The 16,215-nt window shown below is 50.3% G+C and carries 16 protein-coding genes; 13 read left to right on the top strand and 3 right to left on the bottom strand.

Annotation, left to right across the window (positions count from 1 at the left end; all coding sequences use genetic code 11):
* Positions 1 to 2: 2 nt before the first annotated feature.
* Complete coding sequence (locus AC3WT9_RS06530; protein ID WP_341092919.1) at positions 3 to 434, bottom strand: hypothetical protein; 432 nt, start codon at positions 432 to 434, stop codon at positions 3 to 5.
* A gap of 202 nt (positions 435 to 636) precedes the next feature.
* On the opposite strand from AC3WT9_RS06530, the gene AC3WT9_RS06525 reads away from it, so the two are divergent.
* The 4 genes from AC3WT9_RS06525 to AC3WT9_RS06510 all read left to right on the top strand — a co-directional run bounded on the left by AC3WT9_RS06525 (position 637) and on the right by AC3WT9_RS06510 (position 4,549).
* Positions 637 to 1,314, top strand: coding sequence for a response regulator transcription factor (locus AC3WT9_RS06525; protein WP_341092920.1), 678 nt, complete (start codon positions 637 to 639; stop codon positions 1,312 to 1,314).
* Complete coding sequence (locus AC3WT9_RS06520; protein ID WP_492407517.1) at positions 1,311 to 2,687, top strand: sensor histidine kinase; 1,377 nt, start codon at positions 1,311 to 1,313, stop codon at positions 2,685 to 2,687. The genes AC3WT9_RS06525 and AC3WT9_RS06520 overlap by 4 nt, the downstream gene beginning before the upstream one ends.
* A 69-nt stretch (positions 2,688 to 2,756) precedes the next feature.
* A complete protein-coding gene (locus AC3WT9_RS06515; RefSeq protein ID WP_492407516.1) occupies positions 2,757 to 3,875 on the top strand; it encodes an ABC transporter permease in 1,119 nt (372 codons plus the stop codon).
* A complete protein-coding gene (locus AC3WT9_RS06510) occupies positions 3,872 to 4,549 on the top strand; it encodes an ABC transporter ATP-binding protein (RefSeq protein WP_341092925.1) in 678 nt (225 codons plus the stop codon). The genes AC3WT9_RS06515 and AC3WT9_RS06510 overlap by 4 nt, the downstream gene beginning before the upstream one ends.
* Positions 4,550 to 4,562: 13 nt before the next feature.
* On the opposite strand, the gene AC3WT9_RS06505 is transcribed toward AC3WT9_RS06510, so the two are convergent.
* Complete coding sequence (locus tag AC3WT9_RS06505) at positions 4,563 to 5,468, bottom strand: LysR family transcriptional regulator (RefSeq protein WP_341092927.1); 906 nt, start codon at positions 5,466 to 5,468, stop codon at positions 4,563 to 4,565.
* A gap of 197 nt (positions 5,469 to 5,665) precedes the next feature.
* On the opposite strand from AC3WT9_RS06505, the gene AC3WT9_RS06500 reads away from it, so the two are divergent.
* A complete protein-coding gene (locus tag AC3WT9_RS06500; RefSeq protein ID WP_492407515.1) occupies positions 5,666 to 6,739 on the top strand; it encodes a YeiH family protein in 1,074 nt (357 codons plus the stop codon).
* Between the two features lie 14 nt (positions 6,740 to 6,753).
* Here AC3WT9_RS06500 and AC3WT9_RS06495 read toward each other — a convergent pair whose 3' ends face one another.
* Positions 6,754 to 7,581, bottom strand: coding sequence for a helix-turn-helix domain-containing protein (locus AC3WT9_RS06495; RefSeq protein WP_341092931.1), 828 nt, complete (start codon positions 7,579 to 7,581; stop codon positions 6,754 to 6,756).
* 156 nt (positions 7,582 to 7,737) lie between these two features.
* Here AC3WT9_RS06495 and AC3WT9_RS06490 point away from each other — a divergent pair, with 156 nt between their 5' ends.
* The 8 genes from AC3WT9_RS06490 to AC3WT9_RS06455 all read left to right on the top strand — a co-directional run bounded on the left by AC3WT9_RS06490 (position 7,738) and on the right by AC3WT9_RS06455 (position 16,151).
* Positions 7,738 to 8,901: a Gfo/Idh/MocA family protein gene (locus tag AC3WT9_RS06490; protein WP_492407514.1), complete on the top strand. Its 1,164-nt coding sequence runs from the start codon at positions 7,738 to 7,740 to the stop codon at positions 8,899 to 8,901.
* A 45-nt stretch (positions 8,902 to 8,946) separates the two neighbouring features.
* Positions 8,947 to 9,711 (top strand): sugar phosphate isomerase/epimerase family protein, encoded by a 765-nt coding sequence (locus AC3WT9_RS06485; protein WP_341092935.1) that lies wholly within the window; start codon positions 8,947 to 8,949, stop codon positions 9,709 to 9,711.
* A gap of 15 nt (positions 9,712 to 9,726) precedes the next feature.
* Positions 9,727 to 10,821 carry a Gfo/Idh/MocA family protein gene (locus tag AC3WT9_RS06480; protein WP_492407513.1) on the top strand — a complete coding sequence of 365 codons (1,095 nt, stop codon included), beginning with the start codon at positions 9,727 to 9,729 and terminating at the stop codon, positions 10,819 to 10,821.
* A 33-nt stretch (positions 10,822 to 10,854) separates the two neighbouring features.
* Positions 10,855 to 11,889 carry a Gfo/Idh/MocA family protein gene (locus AC3WT9_RS06475; protein WP_341378497.1) on the top strand — a complete coding sequence of 345 codons (1,035 nt, stop codon included), beginning with the start codon at positions 10,855 to 10,857 and terminating at the stop codon, positions 11,887 to 11,889.
* Positions 11,890 to 11,969: 80 nt separating this feature from the next.
* Positions 11,970 to 12,482, top strand: coding sequence for a peptide-methionine (S)-S-oxide reductase MsrA (gene msrA, locus AC3WT9_RS06470; RefSeq protein ID WP_341092940.1), 513 nt, complete (start codon positions 11,970 to 11,972; stop codon positions 12,480 to 12,482).
* 287 nt (positions 12,483 to 12,769) lie between these two features.
* Positions 12,770 to 13,960: a cell wall-binding repeat-containing protein gene (locus AC3WT9_RS06465; RefSeq protein ID WP_341378499.1), complete on the top strand. Its 1,191-nt coding sequence runs from the start codon at positions 12,770 to 12,772 to the stop codon at positions 13,958 to 13,960.
* Positions 13,961 to 14,064: 104 nt separating this feature from the next.
* Positions 14,065 to 14,772, top strand: a complete 708-nt coding sequence (locus AC3WT9_RS06460; RefSeq protein WP_341092944.1) for a response regulator transcription factor — start codon at positions 14,065 to 14,067, stop codon at positions 14,770 to 14,772.
* Positions 14,769 to 16,151 carry a sensor histidine kinase gene (locus tag AC3WT9_RS06455; protein ID WP_341378501.1) on the top strand — a complete coding sequence of 461 codons (1,383 nt, stop codon included), beginning with the start codon at positions 14,769 to 14,771 and terminating at the stop codon, positions 16,149 to 16,151. The genes AC3WT9_RS06460 and AC3WT9_RS06455 overlap by 4 nt, the downstream gene beginning before the upstream one ends.
* The last annotated feature ends 64 nt before the right edge of the window (positions 16,152 to 16,215 follow it).

Below are 16,215 nucleotides of genomic sequence, written 5' to 3'. Positions count from 1 at the left end.
TATTATTTTTCCAATGGATATATCTCATAATGCTTCCCGTCACTGGGAGCCATGGCTCCTGGAACTCCCCATACACTCTGGTGGATATTGTCTGCATCTACTACGGAATAGATATATATCCAGTCTTTTTCGTTGCTGAAGCGAACCTCCAGGTGATAAGGGTTGTATTGTCTTCCTGCTTGCCGGCTAATTTCCCACACTTCACTAGGGTATTTCACCTCTAAATATTGGTTAAGTTGTTCTGTTTTTTTTGATACCTGATAATCAAGCCAATAGGGACGAACTGCAAAAAACACAAGCAATAGTACAGTTATCGAACCTGCAGTAATTAAACTGATCTTCCTAATCTTATCTGGTAAAAGCAATGCTATAACAAATATAACAATGACAAAAATAATTGAGGCTGTGATTTCCATTGCTGTTATTGGATGCAAGAAAAGCCCTCCTCTTATGATCAAGCTAAATATTCATGTAGCCCCTAAAGTTTTAATAGTGCCTTAATATTAACATGCGGTGTGACGATTTTCAGTAATTTAGAACATAATGAAAGCCAGCTTGCCGGACTCCCGGTTGTCTTAACGGAGCAATGTTGCTACTATGGTGACAGCTAAGAAGGGATATGGGAGAGGTGTTCAGATGAAAAAAATATTGGTTGCCGATGATGATCTAAATATCCGTACACTGCTGCGGCATGTATTGACCCGGGAAGGGTATCTGGTCGTTGAAGCAGGCGATGGCCGGGAAGCAGTAGGGCTGATGAAGGAGAGCACGGTGGATCTTGCCGTCGTGGATGTAATGATGCCGCAGATGGACGGGCTGGAGCTGTGCCAATACATACGCGAAACGTACGACATTCCGATTATTCTCCTGACGGCGCGGCAGCAGCTCAGCGATAAGGAGCAGGGCTATTTGCGGGGGACAGATGATTATGTGACCAAGCCGTTTGAGCCAGAGGAGCTGCTATTCCGCATCAAAGCGCTGTTCCGCCGCTATTCGATAGCCTCCGATGACAAGATCCGCCTCAACTCGCTCGTGATCGACCGCAAAAATTATGAAATCAGTAGCGGGAACGATGTGCTGCTGCTGCCAGTGAAGGAATTTGAGCTGCTGGCGCAGCTAGCGCAGTATCCGGGGCGTCTGTTCTCGCGCAGCGAGCTGATTGAGCTGGTATGGGGAGCGGATTACGAGGGCGACGAACGGACGGTGGATGTGCATATCAAACGTCTGCGCCAGCGGTTTGCTGACTATCAAGAGGATTTTGTGATCCGCACGGTGCGCGGAATCGGTTATAAAGTGGAGATGGTGAACGCATGAAGTCGCTTTATGTACGGATGAGTGTGCTGTTTTGCTCAATTATATTGATAAGCAGTTTTATGGGGTTTTTCGCATCCAACTTCTATTATCAGGTCAAGATCAAACCACAGAACGATGCCAAACTCACGAAAATGGCGATAGGTTTGCAGCAGTTTGTCCAGGACCATCCCGATGCGGTCGGAGAATATCTGCTAAGTACGGCATCCCTGGGGTATAAATTATACTTGTCCAATGGTCAGGGCGACGAGAGGTTTTATGGCTTGCCTTTCCGCAAAAATGATCTAGGCGAGGATGTGCTGCAAAACGTGCTTGCCGGAGAGGTCTACCATGGAGTGGCGGAGTTTCCGAGCCAGGCGTTTGTAACCGGTTTTTTTGATAATCAGCTCAGCAACTCGATAGGATTGCCGGTGCATATCAACGGCCAGACCTATGCCCTGTTTATGCGTCCGGATGCCGAGGTGCAGTTTGGGGAGCTGCGGATCTTTTTTGCCGTGTTGCTTGGGGTTAGTATTCTGTTCAGCCTGTGGTTTGTCCTCGTTACCGTGCTGCATGTGGTTAAACCGATTACGAGGCTGACTGCCGCTACGAAAAGGATTTCCAAAGGAAGGTACGACATCCGGCTCAATACCCGGCGGCGGGATGAAATCGGCCAGCTGGCCTCCCATTTTATGATCATGAGCCAGGAGCTGGAGCGGACGAACCGGGCGCGTCAGGAGTTTGTCGCCAATGTCTCGCATGAGATCGAATCGCCGCTGACCTCCATTCAGGGCTTTGCCCATGCGCTTAAAGATTCTGCATTGCCGGAGAACCAGCGACTGGAGTACCTCTCCATTATTGACGGGGAGAGCCGCCGCCTCTCGATGCTCAGCAAACAGCTGCTCACCCTGTCTTCTCTGGATTATGACGAGAATGCACTGCAGAAGAAGAGCTTCGATCTTCGTGCGCAGCTGCGCCAGGTCGTGCAGATTATGGAGTGGAGACTTACGGAGAAGGAGCTGGCGGTTCGTCTGCATTTGGAGGATATAACACTTCAGGGGGATACGAATCTGCTCTATCAGGTGTGGATGAACCTGCTGTCCAACGCGATCAAATATACACCCTCAGGTGGAACCATCACCCTATCCGCGGAAGCCACCGGGGGCAGCTGTAAAGTTACAGTGGCGGATACCGGGGAAGGAATATCAGCCGCAGAGCTGCCGATGATTTTCGACCGTTTCTACAAAGTGGACAAGGCGCGTACCCGTGACAGCAACAGCAGCGGGCTTGGACTGTCTATCGCGAAGAAAATCATCGAAACGCACGGCGGCACGATTGAAGCATCAAGCACGGTCGGTACAGGCACTGCCTTCACCGTGAAACTGCCGCTTCTGTAATTGTTTATTCATACTCCGTTCATTTTCATCCTCTACACTGTGTTTATACAGAGCAGAGGGAGTGGTTTTATGTTTTTAGCTTTAAGGGAAATGAGGCATTCCAAAGCACGTTACAGCCTTATCATGGTCATCATGCTGCTGGTCTCCTTTCTTGTCCTGTTCGTTACCGGGCTGGCCAGAGGACTTGCCTATGCCAATATTTCAGCAGTGGAGAATATGCCGGCTAACTATTTTGTCGTCCAGGGCGACGCCGATCATGCCTTCAGACGTTCTCAATTAAGTGATGCCGAGCTAATTGCGGCACGTTCAGTTGTGGGCGAAGATAAAGCAACACCGCTTGCGGTCCAGACGAGCACGGTTACATCGGACAATGGGGAAGCGAAGGCGGACATTACTTTTTTTGCCGTAGATATGAATGGTATGCTTGCTCCTAAGGTGGTGCAGGGAACCGGGATATCGAATGAAGCCGGGGGCAGCGCAGTTGTGGACTCCCAGCTTGCGCAGTCGGGAATTACCCTAGGAAGCACCATCGTTGATCAGGCTTCAGGGATGTCCTGGAAAGTATCCGGAATTGTGGACGATAGTTCGTACAGTCATACCCCGGTTGTCTATATCAATAATCTGGACTGGCAGGAAATGAAGCAAGGGGCACGGCAGGAGAAGGCTGATTCACAGTCTATGCCTTACAATGTGGTAGCACTCAGCGCATCTTCTGCACAAGCTGATGAAATTACTGCCAAACTGGACAATGTGGAGGTCATCACGCAAAAACAGGCGATCTCTAGCGTACCCGGATATTCGGCAGAGCAGAATTCTCTCATGATGATGATTGTATTCCTGTTTGTCATCGCAGGCGTTGTACTTGCCGTGTTCTTCTATGTGATCACGATTCAGAAGACTAGCCAGTTCGGTATCCTGAAGGCCATGGGCACCAAAATGTCCTATCTTGCCTGGAGTGTGGTAGGGCAGGTAATGATACTGTCCGTGGCCAGTCTGGTAATAAGCCTGCTGCTGACCTTTGGTATAAATAAGGGGCTGCCGGACTCGATGCCGTTTCAGTTGGAGAGCTCGACGATTATTTTAACCAGCGTGTTGTTTATCGGCATGTCTCTGCTGGGATCACTTATTTCTGTAGCAAGAGTTGCTAAGGTAGATGCATTGGAAGCGATAGGGAGGGCTGGAGCATGAGTGCCAAATTAATCATGAAGCAAGTGACCAAAACGTATGGGGACGGAGACAGCACGATGTCGGTCTTGAAGAATCTTGATCTGACGGTCAATGATGGTGAATTTGTAGCGGTTCTGGGTCCTTCGGGCTCCGGAAAAAGCACCTTTCTCTCGGCGGCCGGTGCATTGCTGACACCAACAAGCGGGGAAATCCTTATCGACGGGGAGCCCCTGGGCAATAAGGGCAAGAGCGAACTAACCGAGCTGCGGCTGCAAAAAATCGGCTTTATGTTTCAAAGCGCACAGCTGTTGCCTTATTTAAAGGTTGAGGAACAGCTGCTCTATGTAGCCAAGTTGGCAAAGCTCAGCACCAAAGAGGCCAAAGTGCGGGCTGCGTATTTACTCAAACGGTTAGGCATTTGGGAGCGCCGCAACCACTATCCCGAGCAGCTGTCCGGCGGAGAGAAGCAGCGGGTGGCGATTGCCAGGGCCTGGATGAACAAGCCGGCGATTCTGTTCGCAGATGAGCCTACTGCAAGCCTTGATTATGAGCGCGGCAAGGAAGTGGTGCGGATGATTGCTGATGAAGTGAAGAGTGAGGGGAAAGCGGCAGTCATGGTAACCCACGATGAACGGATGCTGGAATGGTGTGACCGCGTGCTGCATCTGGAGGATGGAGTACTGGTTGAGTCTTAAGTTTCTATGAGAATTAGACTGGCGGTTTACGGTCTGGATTAACCGGTGCAAGCAGCTTCTCGATAAAGACGGTTATGGCCATGGTAGCAGCGTTTTCTTTGCGGCTGATGATTGAGAAATTTCTCTCCAGCAGCTGATGCCTGATCCGCAGCTCGCTGATTTCGCCCCGGGCGAGCTCTTTGCGCACAATCCATCTCGAGAGCATGGCGATTCCTAATCCAGCAGAAACGGCTTCCTTAATCCCCTGGCTGCTGTTGAATATATAAGACCGCTTATGGGAAATTTGGGCATGCTGCAGAAAATGATCGCTGAAGGCACGGGTGCCGGAGCCAGGCTCCCGCAGCACCCATACCTGATTCTGGAGCATGTCTTTATCTACGGCATTTGCGGCCGAGAGGGGATGGCTACATGGAGCTACAATGATCATTTCATCCTTCATATAGGGAATCACGGACAGCTCATGGTCCGACGTTTCGCCTTCAATGAACCCGATATCAAGGATGTTCGATTTAATGGCGGCAATAATCTCCTCGGTATTGTGAATCGTGACCTGCAGATTCACCTGCGGGTATTGATTGGCGAACCCGGCAATTCTGCCAGGCAGGATGTACTCTCCAATCGTAAAGCTGGCCCCGATATGAATACTCCCCGTGACTTCATCGCGCAGCAGTTGGATTTCCCTGCCTGCTTCTTCATAATGCGAGAGGATCTGCTTCACATGTTTATAGAGAATAGCTCCTGCTTCTGTCAGCCGGACTTCCTTCGGGGAACGGTGAAGCAGCTTGGTTCCCAGTTCATTTTCCAGGTTGCGGATATGCAGACTCACACCGGGCTGGGAGAGGTTCAACAGCTCCCCTGCACGGGAGAAATGGCGCTGCTCAGCTACGGTTGCAAATACACGCAATGCATCTACGATCATAATTATACCTCATTATTAGCCTTGGAATTCTTTACGTATGGCCGTTTGTTATCCATTTTAACATATTTATTATCATCAATCATAAGTTTTTGTAATGATAGAAATAGCAAAGACGTATTTCACTTCCCTGCTGGCTGCCCTTATAGTGAGATTACAAGTTAGCAACGTAATTGAACACAAACAGGGAGTGGTTTGAGATGAATCATGCACATCAGCTTCAGCGCTTGAACGATAAATACAGCGGATTTTTTCTAGGAATCCTGCTTACAGGACTGCTGGCCATAGCGGCCAAATATTTGGCGCTGCTGCCTTACCTGGGCATCATGGGCCAGCTGGTAATTGCCATTCTGTTAGGAGTTCTGCTTCGCACAGCAGCAGGTGTTCCGCAGCAGGCTGTGCCGGGCATCAGCTTTTCCAGCAAGAGATTGCTCAGAGCAGGGATCATCCTGCTCGGGATGAGATTGAACCTGTTTCAACTTGTGCAGGCCGGTCCCAAGGTGTTGGCGATTGCCGTGATTAACATTGTATTTACTTTATTCACCGTTTATGGACTCTGCAAATGGATGAAAATTGATAGGACACTTGGACTGCTGACCGCTTGCGGAACTGCCATATGCGGAGCGGCAGCCGTCGCGGCAATCTCTCCTGAGCTTAAGGCCTCGGACAATGAGACCGCAATAAGTGCGGCAATTGTAGCTGTGCTGGGGACGATATTTACGCTGGTGTATACGTTGATTTACCCGGTGTTGTCCCTTAGTCCAGAAGGATATGGGATATTTGCCGGAGCCACTCTTCATGAAGTAGCGCATGTGATCGCCGCTGCCGCTCCCATCGGTGAAAAGGCAGCAGACCTTGCGGTGATCGTGAAGCTGACCCGGGTAGCGATGCTTGTTCCGGTAGCACTGGCTATCGGAGTCTGGGAAGCCTATAGACAGCGTAAAACAGAGAGGGAATTTAGGGGGCAAATGGCGGCTGTACAGCCTGCACATTCCAAAATTCAGTGGAGGAAACTTCCGGTTCCCTGGTTTATCGGCGGTTTTTTGCTGATGAGCGGCGTAAATACGCTGGGAATCATCCCTGAGCAATGGGCGGCTGATCTGATTATCCTGGCTTATATGCTGTTGGCCATGGCGATGGCGGGACTCGGGCTTGGTGTGGATATCAAGACCTTTGCCCTAATGGGTCAAAAGCCGCTGCTGGCTGGCTTAATCGGCTCGTTACTGCTCTCGGGACTTGGATTTCTGCTGGTTCATGTCCTTGGACTCGCATAGTCCGGTTCTCCCCTCTACCTAGTGCTGTTCCGGTAAGCAGAGGGAGATACTCCGGTAGATTTCTTGAAATATTTCGAGAAATGGGCCAGCTCCATACCCACCTGCGCAGCGATATCGGAAATGCTGGAAGTGGAGTAAGAAAGCTGTCGTTTGGCCAGCTCCATCCGCTTGAGCTGCACATAATGCATGGGCGGAACCCCCATGTATTTCTTGAAATAGGGGATGAAATAGTTCGGATGCAGATGAACCAGCTCGGCCAGCTCCTCTACCTCCATAGGCTGCGTTAGGCGCTGTTCAATGTATTGCAGGACGTTCGCTAGCTGTCTTTGACCATTGGTATGAGCCAGCTCACCCATGAAATCGGAATATCCGCCGTCCTCCAGGCAGAGTGCCAGCAGATGAAGTAGTGCGGCTTGATTCCGCATGGTGGAGAGCAGGTTCTCTTCCGGAAACCGTGTTATCATCTCTGTGAAAATCTCTCGAATGGCATCCGGCTCCGCAACATCGCATATGTACAGCTTGTTGCCTGTATGAAACAAGGGCCATTCTCCGATATGGGCATCAAAATGACAAAAATACCGCTTATAGGGATTGTCAGGGGAGGTTTCTGTAGTTTGCGTCGAGCCTGCCGGCATGATCATCAATTGGCCGGGGCGCGGATAATGGGCTTGCCCGTTCAGGATCACCTTACCCTCGCCGCCATCAATGAAATAAAGCCTGTTAAAGGATGGCGTCTCATTCAAGCGGTTCCATCCGGGGTATCTGCTGCTTAAGTGGGCATGGGTAACGGTGACGGTCAGATTCTGCAGTAACGCTCCTGTAAGGTTGCCGGATTGATTCATCATATAACTCCTTTAATGTGTAATAAATCCAGTATACCGCTTTCATTTAACTAAAACATCTTAATTATGTACAAAAAAACCTTAATTCCGGTCATGTTCACTGTCTGGAAATAGGGTTATTCTCATATCATAACTCACATAGGAGTGATTCATAGGATGAAGAAGGTTCGTTATGGAATTATTGGAGTTGGAAATATGGGCCGGGTCCATGCGCTCGATCTGATTCATCAAGTAAAAGGAGCTGAGCTGGCGGCTGTCTGTGATACAAGCCCCGAACGCCTGGAGTGGGCAGCAGAGCACTTGCCTGATACGGTGCTCAGGTTCAGCACACCTGCTCAATTATTTGCCTCCAAAAGTATTGATGCCATATTAATCTCCACTCCGCATTATGATCATCCGCCGCTTGCGATCGAGGCGCTGAAGCACGGCTATCATGTATTAATTGAAAAACCCGCCGGTGTATATACGAAAGCCGTGCAGGAGATGAACGAAGCCGCTGTGCAAAGTGACCGCAAATTCGGCATTATGTACAACCAGCGGACCAACCCGCTCTATCAAAAGCTGAGAGAGCTGATTCAGTCCGGTGAGCTGGGTGAGATTCGCCGCACCAACTGGATCATTACTGACTGGTATCGTTCGCAGAGCTATTACAACTCCGGGGGCTGGCGGGCTACATGGGCTGGAGAAGGCGGCGGTGTGCTGCTGAACCAGGACCCGCATCAGCTGGATCTTTGGCAATGGACAACCGGAATGATGCCGAAGCGTGTGCGTGCATTCTGCCAGTTTGGCAAGTACCGCAATATTGAGGTAGAAGATGATGTAACCGCTTATGTCGAGTATGAGAACGGAGCAACAGGCCTGTTCATCACCACTACCGGGGAGGCGCCGGGAACCAACCGCTTTGAAATCAATGGGGATAACGGAAAAATCGTCGTGGAGAACGGCAAGTTGACCTTCTGGCGTCTGCGCATCCCAGAACCGAAGTTTAATGCCGAATTTGCCGAAGGCTTCGGAAGACCCGAATGCTGGAAATGTGAGATTCCGGTTCCAGAGGGCGGAGGAGAACAGCACAAGGGAATCTTGCGCAACTTCACCAATGCCATTCTGCATGACGAACCGCTGCTTGCTCCCGGGGAAGAGGGGATTCACGGCCTGACACTTTCGAATGCAATGTACTTGTCCGCTTGGACTGACAATTGGGTCGATCTTCCAATTGATAGTGATTTGTTTCATGAGAAGCTCATGGAACGGGTGGAGAGCTCTACCTTCCGGAAGGAAGCCGCAGAGCAGCGGGCGTTTGACGTAAAAGGCACTCATTAATGTAATTATAGGATAGACAAACTTAATAAGGGGTGAATTGCTCACATGCAACGTTCAACAATAGCCGCACAAATGTACACGCTACGTGATTTTACCAAGACCGCAGAGGATTTAAGGGCAGCTTTCCAGAAGCTGAAAGTGATGGGTTATCAAGCTGTGCAGATTTCCGGAATTGGTCCGATTGATCCGCAGCTGGTCAAACAATACGCGGATGAAGCTGGGCTGACCATCTGCGCGACCCATGTGCCGTGGAACCGGCTGGTGAATGACCTGGACGCATTGGCTGCAGAACATAAGCTGTGGAATTGCAAATACATCGGCCTTGGCGGACTGCCGGGAGAATATCAGAGCAGCCAGGAGGGCTATCGGACATTTGCCAAACTTGCCTCCGGGATTGCGCGGACCCTGAAGGAGGAGCATGGCCTGCAATTCGTTTATCATAATCATGATTTTGAGTTCGAACGGGTTGACGGGGTTACGGGTATGGAAGTGCTGCTGCAGGAATCCGATCCCGAGGTGTTCGGCTTTGAACTGGATATGTATTGGGTTCAGGCCGGGGGAGCCAATCCTGTGGACTGGGTTCACAAGGTAAAGGGCCGGATGCAGGTCATGCATCTAAAGGATATGGCTATCATCTCCAGGGGACAGGTTTTTGCTGAGATCGGTGAAGGAAACATGAATTATGAAGCTATTATTGAGGCCGGCCGTGAAACAGGTGTGGAATGGTTTGTTGTTGAGCAGGATGTCTGCCGCCGCGATCCTTTCGAGAGTCTGGAAATCAGCCTCAAATACCTGATTTCGAAGCTGTGACCGGGAGGGTTGAAGATGAGCAGAAAAGATGGAATGATGTATGCACCTACTCATGAAGCTAGACCGGTTGTAAAACCGGGTGAATTTATGATCGCTGCGATGGCGCTGGATCACGGTCATATCTATGGGATGTGTAATGGTCTGGTCGAAGCAGGCGCCCGGTTGAAATGGGTCTTTGATCCCGATCCGGAGAAGGTAAAAACCTTTGTCAGCACTTATCCTGGTGTTCAAGCCGCACGCACCGCCGAAGAAATTCTTGAGGATCCCGAGGTCCGGCTCATTGCAGCGGCCGCGGTTCCTTCCGAGAGAGGGGCGCTCGGACTCAAGGTGATGGCACACGGGAAGGATTATTTCACTGACAAAACGCCATTTACCGCAATGGAACAGCTGGAAGCAGCACGGACTCAGACTGCATTCACGCGGCAGAAGTATATGACTTATTTCAGCGAAAGATTGCATGTGGAGAGTGCGGTGTATGCCGGACAGCTGATTCGGCAGGGAGTGATCGGCCGTGTGCTTCAGATCATCGGAATGGGCCCTCACCGCTTGAGCGCATCAAGCCGTCCGGATTGGTTCTTCCAGCGGGACAAATATGGCGGTATCCTCTGCGACATCGGCAGTCACCAGATTGAACAATTCCTGTATTATGCGGATTGCCGCGATGCCAAGGTACTGCACAGCAAGGTTGCCAACTACAACAATCCTGCTTACCCTGAGCTGGAGGATTTCGGCGATGCAACACTTGTCGGCGACAACGGAGCGACGCAATATTTCCGTGTCGACTGGTTCACACCGGACGGACTGGGCACCTGGGGTGACGGCCGAACGATCATTATGGGAACGGAAGGGTATATCGAGCTGCGCAAATACAGCGATATTGCCCGCTCCAACACAACGGATCATGTCTATTGGGCAGACCGTCAAGGAGAGCATTATGAGCATGTTGCCGGCAAAATCGGCTTTCCGTTCTTTGGCGAGCTGATACTGGATTGCTTGCAACGGACAGAATTTGCGATGACACAGCAGCATGTCTTCAAAGCAGCGGAGCTATGCCTGAAAGCTCAGGCCCAAGCGGTAAATCTTACGCCCGAGACACTCATAAAGGCTTGATAGGAACGGAAATAAGATTGGAAGGTGCACAAGATGACAATACTTGGAGCAGCCATAATCGGCTGCGGAGCAATAGCTCCCTTGCATGCCAAGGCGATCGCGGCACAATCAGGGGGACAACTGCTGGCGGCCGTAGATATTGATGGGGCCAAAGCGGCAGCATTTGGAGAAGAATATGGCTGCGGCGCGCTGACAGATTATAAGGAGCTTTTGAACAGAGCTGATATTGATATCGTCCACCTCTGCACACCGCATAATCTGCATGCGCAGATGGCGGTCGATTTGCTGCAGGCAGGCAAACATGTCTTAACAGAAAAACCGGTGGCGGTTGACCTGCCTTCTGCCCAGCGCATGCTGAAAGCTGCGGAGCACAGCAAAGGCCAGCTCGGCATCGTATTTCAGAACCGCTACAATGAACCCTCTATCAAGATTAAGGAGACCATTGAATCCGGTGTGCTGGGACCGCTTGTATGTATGAAGGGGATTGTCACCTGGCATAGATCACCTGAGTACTACAAGGAGAGCAACTGGAGAGGGAAATGGACCTCAGAGGGCGGTGGGGTGCTGATCAATCAGACGATCCACACGCTGGATTTACTGCAATGGTTCGGCGGTGACATCTCATCGGTGCAGGGAAGCGTTAGTACGGATGTATTGGACGGAGTTATTGAAGTGGAGGATACGGCACATGCCTGCATCAACTTCAGGAATAAGGTCAGGGGACTTTTTTACGGCAGCAATGCCTACCTGGTTAACTCACCCGTCGAGCTGGAAATAGTATTCGAACAGGGGACGCTGCTGCTGCGGAGGGATTGCCTGTATCTGTGGAAGGACGGACGGGAAACGCTGCTCAGTGAGCCGGGGGTGTCAGGTATACAAGGCAAGTCGTATTGGGGAACGGGGCATCAAAGACTGATTCATGACTTTTATGACCATGTCCGCGAAGGAAAACCATTCTGGATTGACGGATCAGAAGGACTCAAAACACTGGAATTGATCGCAGGCATTTATAGCTCCTCCGAGATTGAAAAAAAGACTTATTCTTGGCAGACCGCTCCCTCAAATTGACTTTATGCAGATTTAACCTTATCTTCTTAACATACGTTATAGTATGTAGAGCTTTATAGATAGGGAGAGGGATTACAGGTATGGAACAGGCAATGTTTGCAGGAGGCTGCTTCTGGTGCATGGTTACACCCTTTGAGGAATTGCCCGGTATACACGGAATTGTATCAGGCTACGCCGGGGGTTCAGTCGAGAATCCAAGCTATGAACAGGTCAAGACAGGCACTACAGGACACTATGAGGTAGTGCAGATCAGTTTTGATCCGGCACTTTTCCCGTACGAGAAGCTGCTTGAGTTGTTCTGGCCGCAGATTGACCCGACTGATGACGGAGGACAATTCCAGGACCGGGGAACGCAGTACCGGACTGCGGTATTTTATTATAATGAAGAGCAAAGACTGGCAGCTTTGGCTTCCAAAGAGCAGGTAGCGGCCAGCGGGCGTTTCGAGGGACCTGTCGTTACGGAGATCCTGCCCGCACCGGTCTTTTACCCGGCAGAAGACTATCATCAGGATTATCACAAGAAGAACCCGAAGCATTATAAGGAAGACCGGGAACAGTCCGGCCGGGATACTTTTATCGCGAAGCACTGGTAAGTACAGAAGAAGACTGATCAGGATCAGCTGGACGGAGCACTTTCCGTTCAGCTTTTTTAATTATAAGAACTTATATGCTTCACGCTATAAATTATCCTTCTAATTCTCGCTGAAACGGATACCGTCCTTTTGAGGACGGCGAATCCGTTTCCACTTGCATTCACTTTCAGGCTGCTCCAATTCCTACTTAATACTCATTCTTAAATTGTTGGAATTCCACATTCTTTCTACACATTTGATGGGTAAACTTCTAAGTATCCGTGATAGCTATGAATGGAGGGATACACATGAAGAAAATCATACAATTAAGCGCTGTGACCTTGCTGCTTGGTACGGTGCTGACCGCCTGTCAATCGGATAAGGAATCAGCAGCTCCGCAAAGTGAACAGAATTCTTCTGCTGCAATTTCTATGCCCTGGATTGCGACCAAAAACACGACCCGGATCAATACCTCGGACCCGGTTCAGGCAGCAGTACTGGTGTCCCGGTCTTTATGGACGGCAGAAACCAAGGCCAACCGTCCTGCAAGCGTAGTCCTAACCCATGCGGATAACTGGCAAATTGCTGCAGTGAGTACTGACTTAATCCACCATCCGAGCAACGGACCGGTCTTGTTCTTGAGTAAAGACGGCATTCCGGAGGTTACCTTAGAAGAGCTTAAGAGGCTGAATCCGCTGGGTGCCGAGAGCAATGCGGGCATCCAGGTCGTTCTGGTAGGATCCGTCGCGGACGGTGTGGAAGAGCAGCTTAAGGCACTGGATTTAAAGGTGGACAAGATAGAAGGCGAAGATCCTGCTGCTGTAGCTCAGGCGATTGATGCTTATTATGCCAAAGTATCCGGCGAACTGCCGCAGAGTGTAATTATCGGCTCAATGAACAGCCCCGAATATACGCTGCCTGCAGTCAACTGGATTGCGCATATGCCTGAGCCTTTGTTATACGTAGCGAAGGATGATATCCCGGCCTCCACGGCAGAGGCGCTCAAAAAGCGCGGAGGCAATGCTGCCATTTACCTTCTAGGCCCAGCTTCTGTTGTCTCGGGAAAAGTAGAGGAGCAGCTGGGAGCATATGGTACGGTAACCCGCATCTCTGGTGATGATCCTTATGCGAATGCGATTGCTTTTGCCAAATTCAAGGATGAGGTAAGCGGCTTCGGCTGGGGTATCACGACTCCGGGCCATAACCTATCCTTATTGACGAAGGATTCCACCATGCTGGCCATCTCCGCTGCGCCATTCTCCCATTTGGGAAAACATGCACCGTTAATCTTTACGGAACAAGACGGACTACCGGATTCGGTCATGAATTATATGATGGAGCTTCAGCCCAAGTTCAAGGATTCACCGGCAGAAGGTCCCTATAATCATGCCTGGCTAACCGGCGATACCGGCACAATAACCAGCAGTACACAGAGCGAAATAGATGACATGCTCGAAATAACCTCCGCCTCTGGAGACAATCCCCATTCGGGGCATTAAAGCAAGCTGGCTGGCTGCGGGACATCCGTGGTCGGCTTGTTCTTTGTTTTTAGGTATAATTGAAAAAAGAATAAAGAAACTTGGCCACGAAAAGGGTGAACAGCTTGTCCAAAGCACAGGTTCTCATCGTTGACGATGAATGGAACATGCGTAATTTGCTGCGCATTTATTTGCTGCAGGAGGGTTTTTCTACTAAGGAAGCCTCCACCGGGCACGAAGCCCTGACCATGATAGAGAAACATAACTTCGACCTGATCCTGCTGGATGTAATGATGCCTGACATGGATGGCTGGCAGGTCTGCCAGGCGGTAAGGGAGAGCAGTCAGACGCCCATTCTGATGCTTACCGCACGGTCTGAAACGAAAGATAAAGTACATGGCCTGGGCATCGGTGCGGATGACTATTTAACCAAACCGTTTGAACCGGAAGAATTGCTTGCGCGAATCCATTCTCTCCTGCGGCGTTCGAATATGTTCCGGGTTTCCGCGTCACAGGAGCAGGCGCTGGAGCACCCGGAGTTAAGGATTTATCCGCAGGCACGAGAAGTACAGGTTCAAGGTGAGAGAATCCTCTTTACACAGAAGGAATTTGATCTGCTGTATTTGCTGGCGCGCAGCGGGCAACGCGTGTTTACCCGGGAAGAATTGGTGGAACAGCTCTGGGGCAATGACTACGGCGGCGAGACGCGGGTTATTGATACGCATGTTAAGAATATCCGCGAGAAGCTGCTGAAGGCAGGTCTTTCCTATGTTCCGGTGCAAACCGTCTGGGGGCTCGGCTATAAATTCCAGATTCCCGGTAATGTCGAATGAAAAACAACATCATCGGCTTTAAGCTGGGTGTCGTGATTATGTCGGTGTTTCTGATTGTTCTGCTCTCACTCGGGATAGTGATAGACCGGATGTTTACAAGCTTTTATTACCAGGAAATGCAGACGGAAGCTGAGGAACTGGCCTCCCATTTCACAGCGATGGCCGAATCCAAAGATACCACGAACGGTCAAATGATGATGTCCTTTGCAGAGTTTTCCAATGTCAGTATCTTTAACATCTCTTTGGATGGCAACGTGATGCTGCACTCCGGTTTTCACGATTCTACAGATCGCTCCTTTATCCGGGCTCAGGATATGCAAGCTATTTTCACCGGACAAAGGGTAAGTTTCTTGTACAAAGACCCGTCCGGCTACCGTTATTTTGTTACTGGACAACCCATCTCAAGCGTTGACATTATTACCTCGGCACTTTATGTGATGTCTTCCACGGAGAATATGGAACATTCCCTGTCTACGGTGAGAGATATACTGCTGCTGTCTGGTCTGGGCGCCTTTGTGCTTGCTTTAGCCATCACTTGGTTTATCGCCCGCATATTATCGCGACCGCTTGTCCAAATGCAGAAGGCTACGCGCAAGATTGCGGCTGGTGAACTGGAAACGCGGCTCACGATCAGCAGCAACGATGAGATTGGCTTTCTTGCTGGTGCCATCAACGATTTGGCTATGGATCTGCAGCACTACAGGGATACACGTCAGGAGTTTCTCGCTAATATTTCCCATGAGCTGCGGACGCCGATCACCTATCTGCAGGGGTATGCCAAGGTGGTCAAGGGAGGCCTGTATGAGACGGAAGAAGAAAAAACACTCTACTTGGACATCATCGACCAAGAGGCGCACCGGATTCAACATCTGGTAGACGATTTGTTCGAATTGGCCAAAATGGAAGAAGGGAAAATACCGCTGAATCTGGAGGAGGTCGATTTGGCGCTGCTCGTCGATCAGGCGGTCCGCAAAGTCGAATTGACTGCTAAAGAAAAAGGGTTGCAGCTAAATTCCAGCTGTACCGGTGAACCGTTCGGTTTGCAAGGGGATGGCAAACGGATGGAGCAAATCGTAATGAATCTGCTGGAAAACGCTATCCGTTATACCGATGCAGGAGAGGTCAGCGTCCAGCTGGATTTTCGCGTAGACTCAGCTATATTTATCGTCGAGGACACTGGGATTGGCATTCCTGAGGAGGAGCTTCCGTATATCTTTGACCGGTTCTACAGAGTAGAGAAATCACGTTCACGGCAGTACGGAGGCACCGGTCTGGGGTTGTCCATTGTGAACAAATTGGTGGAATTGCTCGGGGGCGAGATTGAGATTACCAGCAGGGCCGAAGCCGGAACACGGTGTAGGGTTGTTTTTTATAAATAGCCGGATTTCATGGCCGTCTCATTATATGGTCACGGACCCGAACCCGGTCCATAAACAAGACCGG

Source organism: Paenibacillus sp. EB106-06-01-XG199, assembly GCF_058791575.1.
Note: the sequence above shows the minus strand (reverse complement) of the source record. Positions and strands in the feature narration are given on the sequence as shown.

Excerpts from the sequence above, each read along its gene's own strand:
- AC3WT9_RS06455 (WP_341378501.1), top strand. The coding sequence starts at position 14,769 with ATGAAAAACAACATCATCGGCTTTAAGCTGGGTGTCGTGATTATGTCG.
- AC3WT9_RS06525 (WP_341092920.1), top strand. The coding sequence starts at position 637 with ATGAAAAAAATATTGGTTGCCGATGATGATCTAAATATCCGTACACTG.
- AC3WT9_RS06500 (WP_492407515.1), top strand. The coding sequence starts at position 5,666 with ATGAATCATGCACATCAGCTTCAGCGCTTGAACGATAAATACAGCGGA.
- AC3WT9_RS06495 (WP_341092931.1), bottom strand. The coding sequence starts at position 7,581 with ATGAATCAATCCGGCAACCTTACAGGAGCGTTACTGCAGAATCTGACC.
- AC3WT9_RS06465 (WP_341378499.1), top strand. The coding sequence starts at position 12,770 with ATGAAGAAAATCATACAATTAAGCGCTGTGACCTTGCTGCTTGGTACG.
- AC3WT9_RS06485 (WP_341092935.1), top strand. The coding sequence starts at position 8,947 with ATGCAACGTTCAACAATAGCCGCACAAATGTACACGCTACGTGATTTT.
- AC3WT9_RS06505 (WP_341092927.1), bottom strand. The coding sequence starts at position 5,468 with ATGATCGTAGATGCATTGCGTGTATTTGCAACCGTAGCTGAGCAGCGC.
- AC3WT9_RS06480 (WP_492407513.1), top strand. The coding sequence starts at position 9,727 with ATGAGCAGAAAAGATGGAATGATGTATGCACCTACTCATGAAGCTAGA.
- AC3WT9_RS06510 (WP_341092925.1), top strand. The coding sequence starts at position 3,872 with ATGAGTGCCAAATTAATCATGAAGCAAGTGACCAAAACGTATGGGGAC.
- AC3WT9_RS06515 (WP_492407516.1), top strand. The coding sequence starts at position 2,757 with ATGTTTTTAGCTTTAAGGGAAATGAGGCATTCCAAAGCACGTTACAGC.
- msrA (WP_341092940.1), top strand. The coding sequence starts at position 11,970 with ATGGAACAGGCAATGTTTGCAGGAGGCTGCTTCTGGTGCATGGTTACA.
- AC3WT9_RS06520 (WP_492407517.1), top strand. The coding sequence starts at position 1,311 with ATGAAGTCGCTTTATGTACGGATGAGTGTGCTGTTTTGCTCAATTATA.
- AC3WT9_RS06475 (WP_341378497.1), top strand. The coding sequence starts at position 10,855 with ATGACAATACTTGGAGCAGCCATAATCGGCTGCGGAGCAATAGCTCCC.
- AC3WT9_RS06490 (WP_492407514.1), top strand. The coding sequence starts at position 7,738 with ATGAAGAAGGTTCGTTATGGAATTATTGGAGTTGGAAATATGGGCCGG.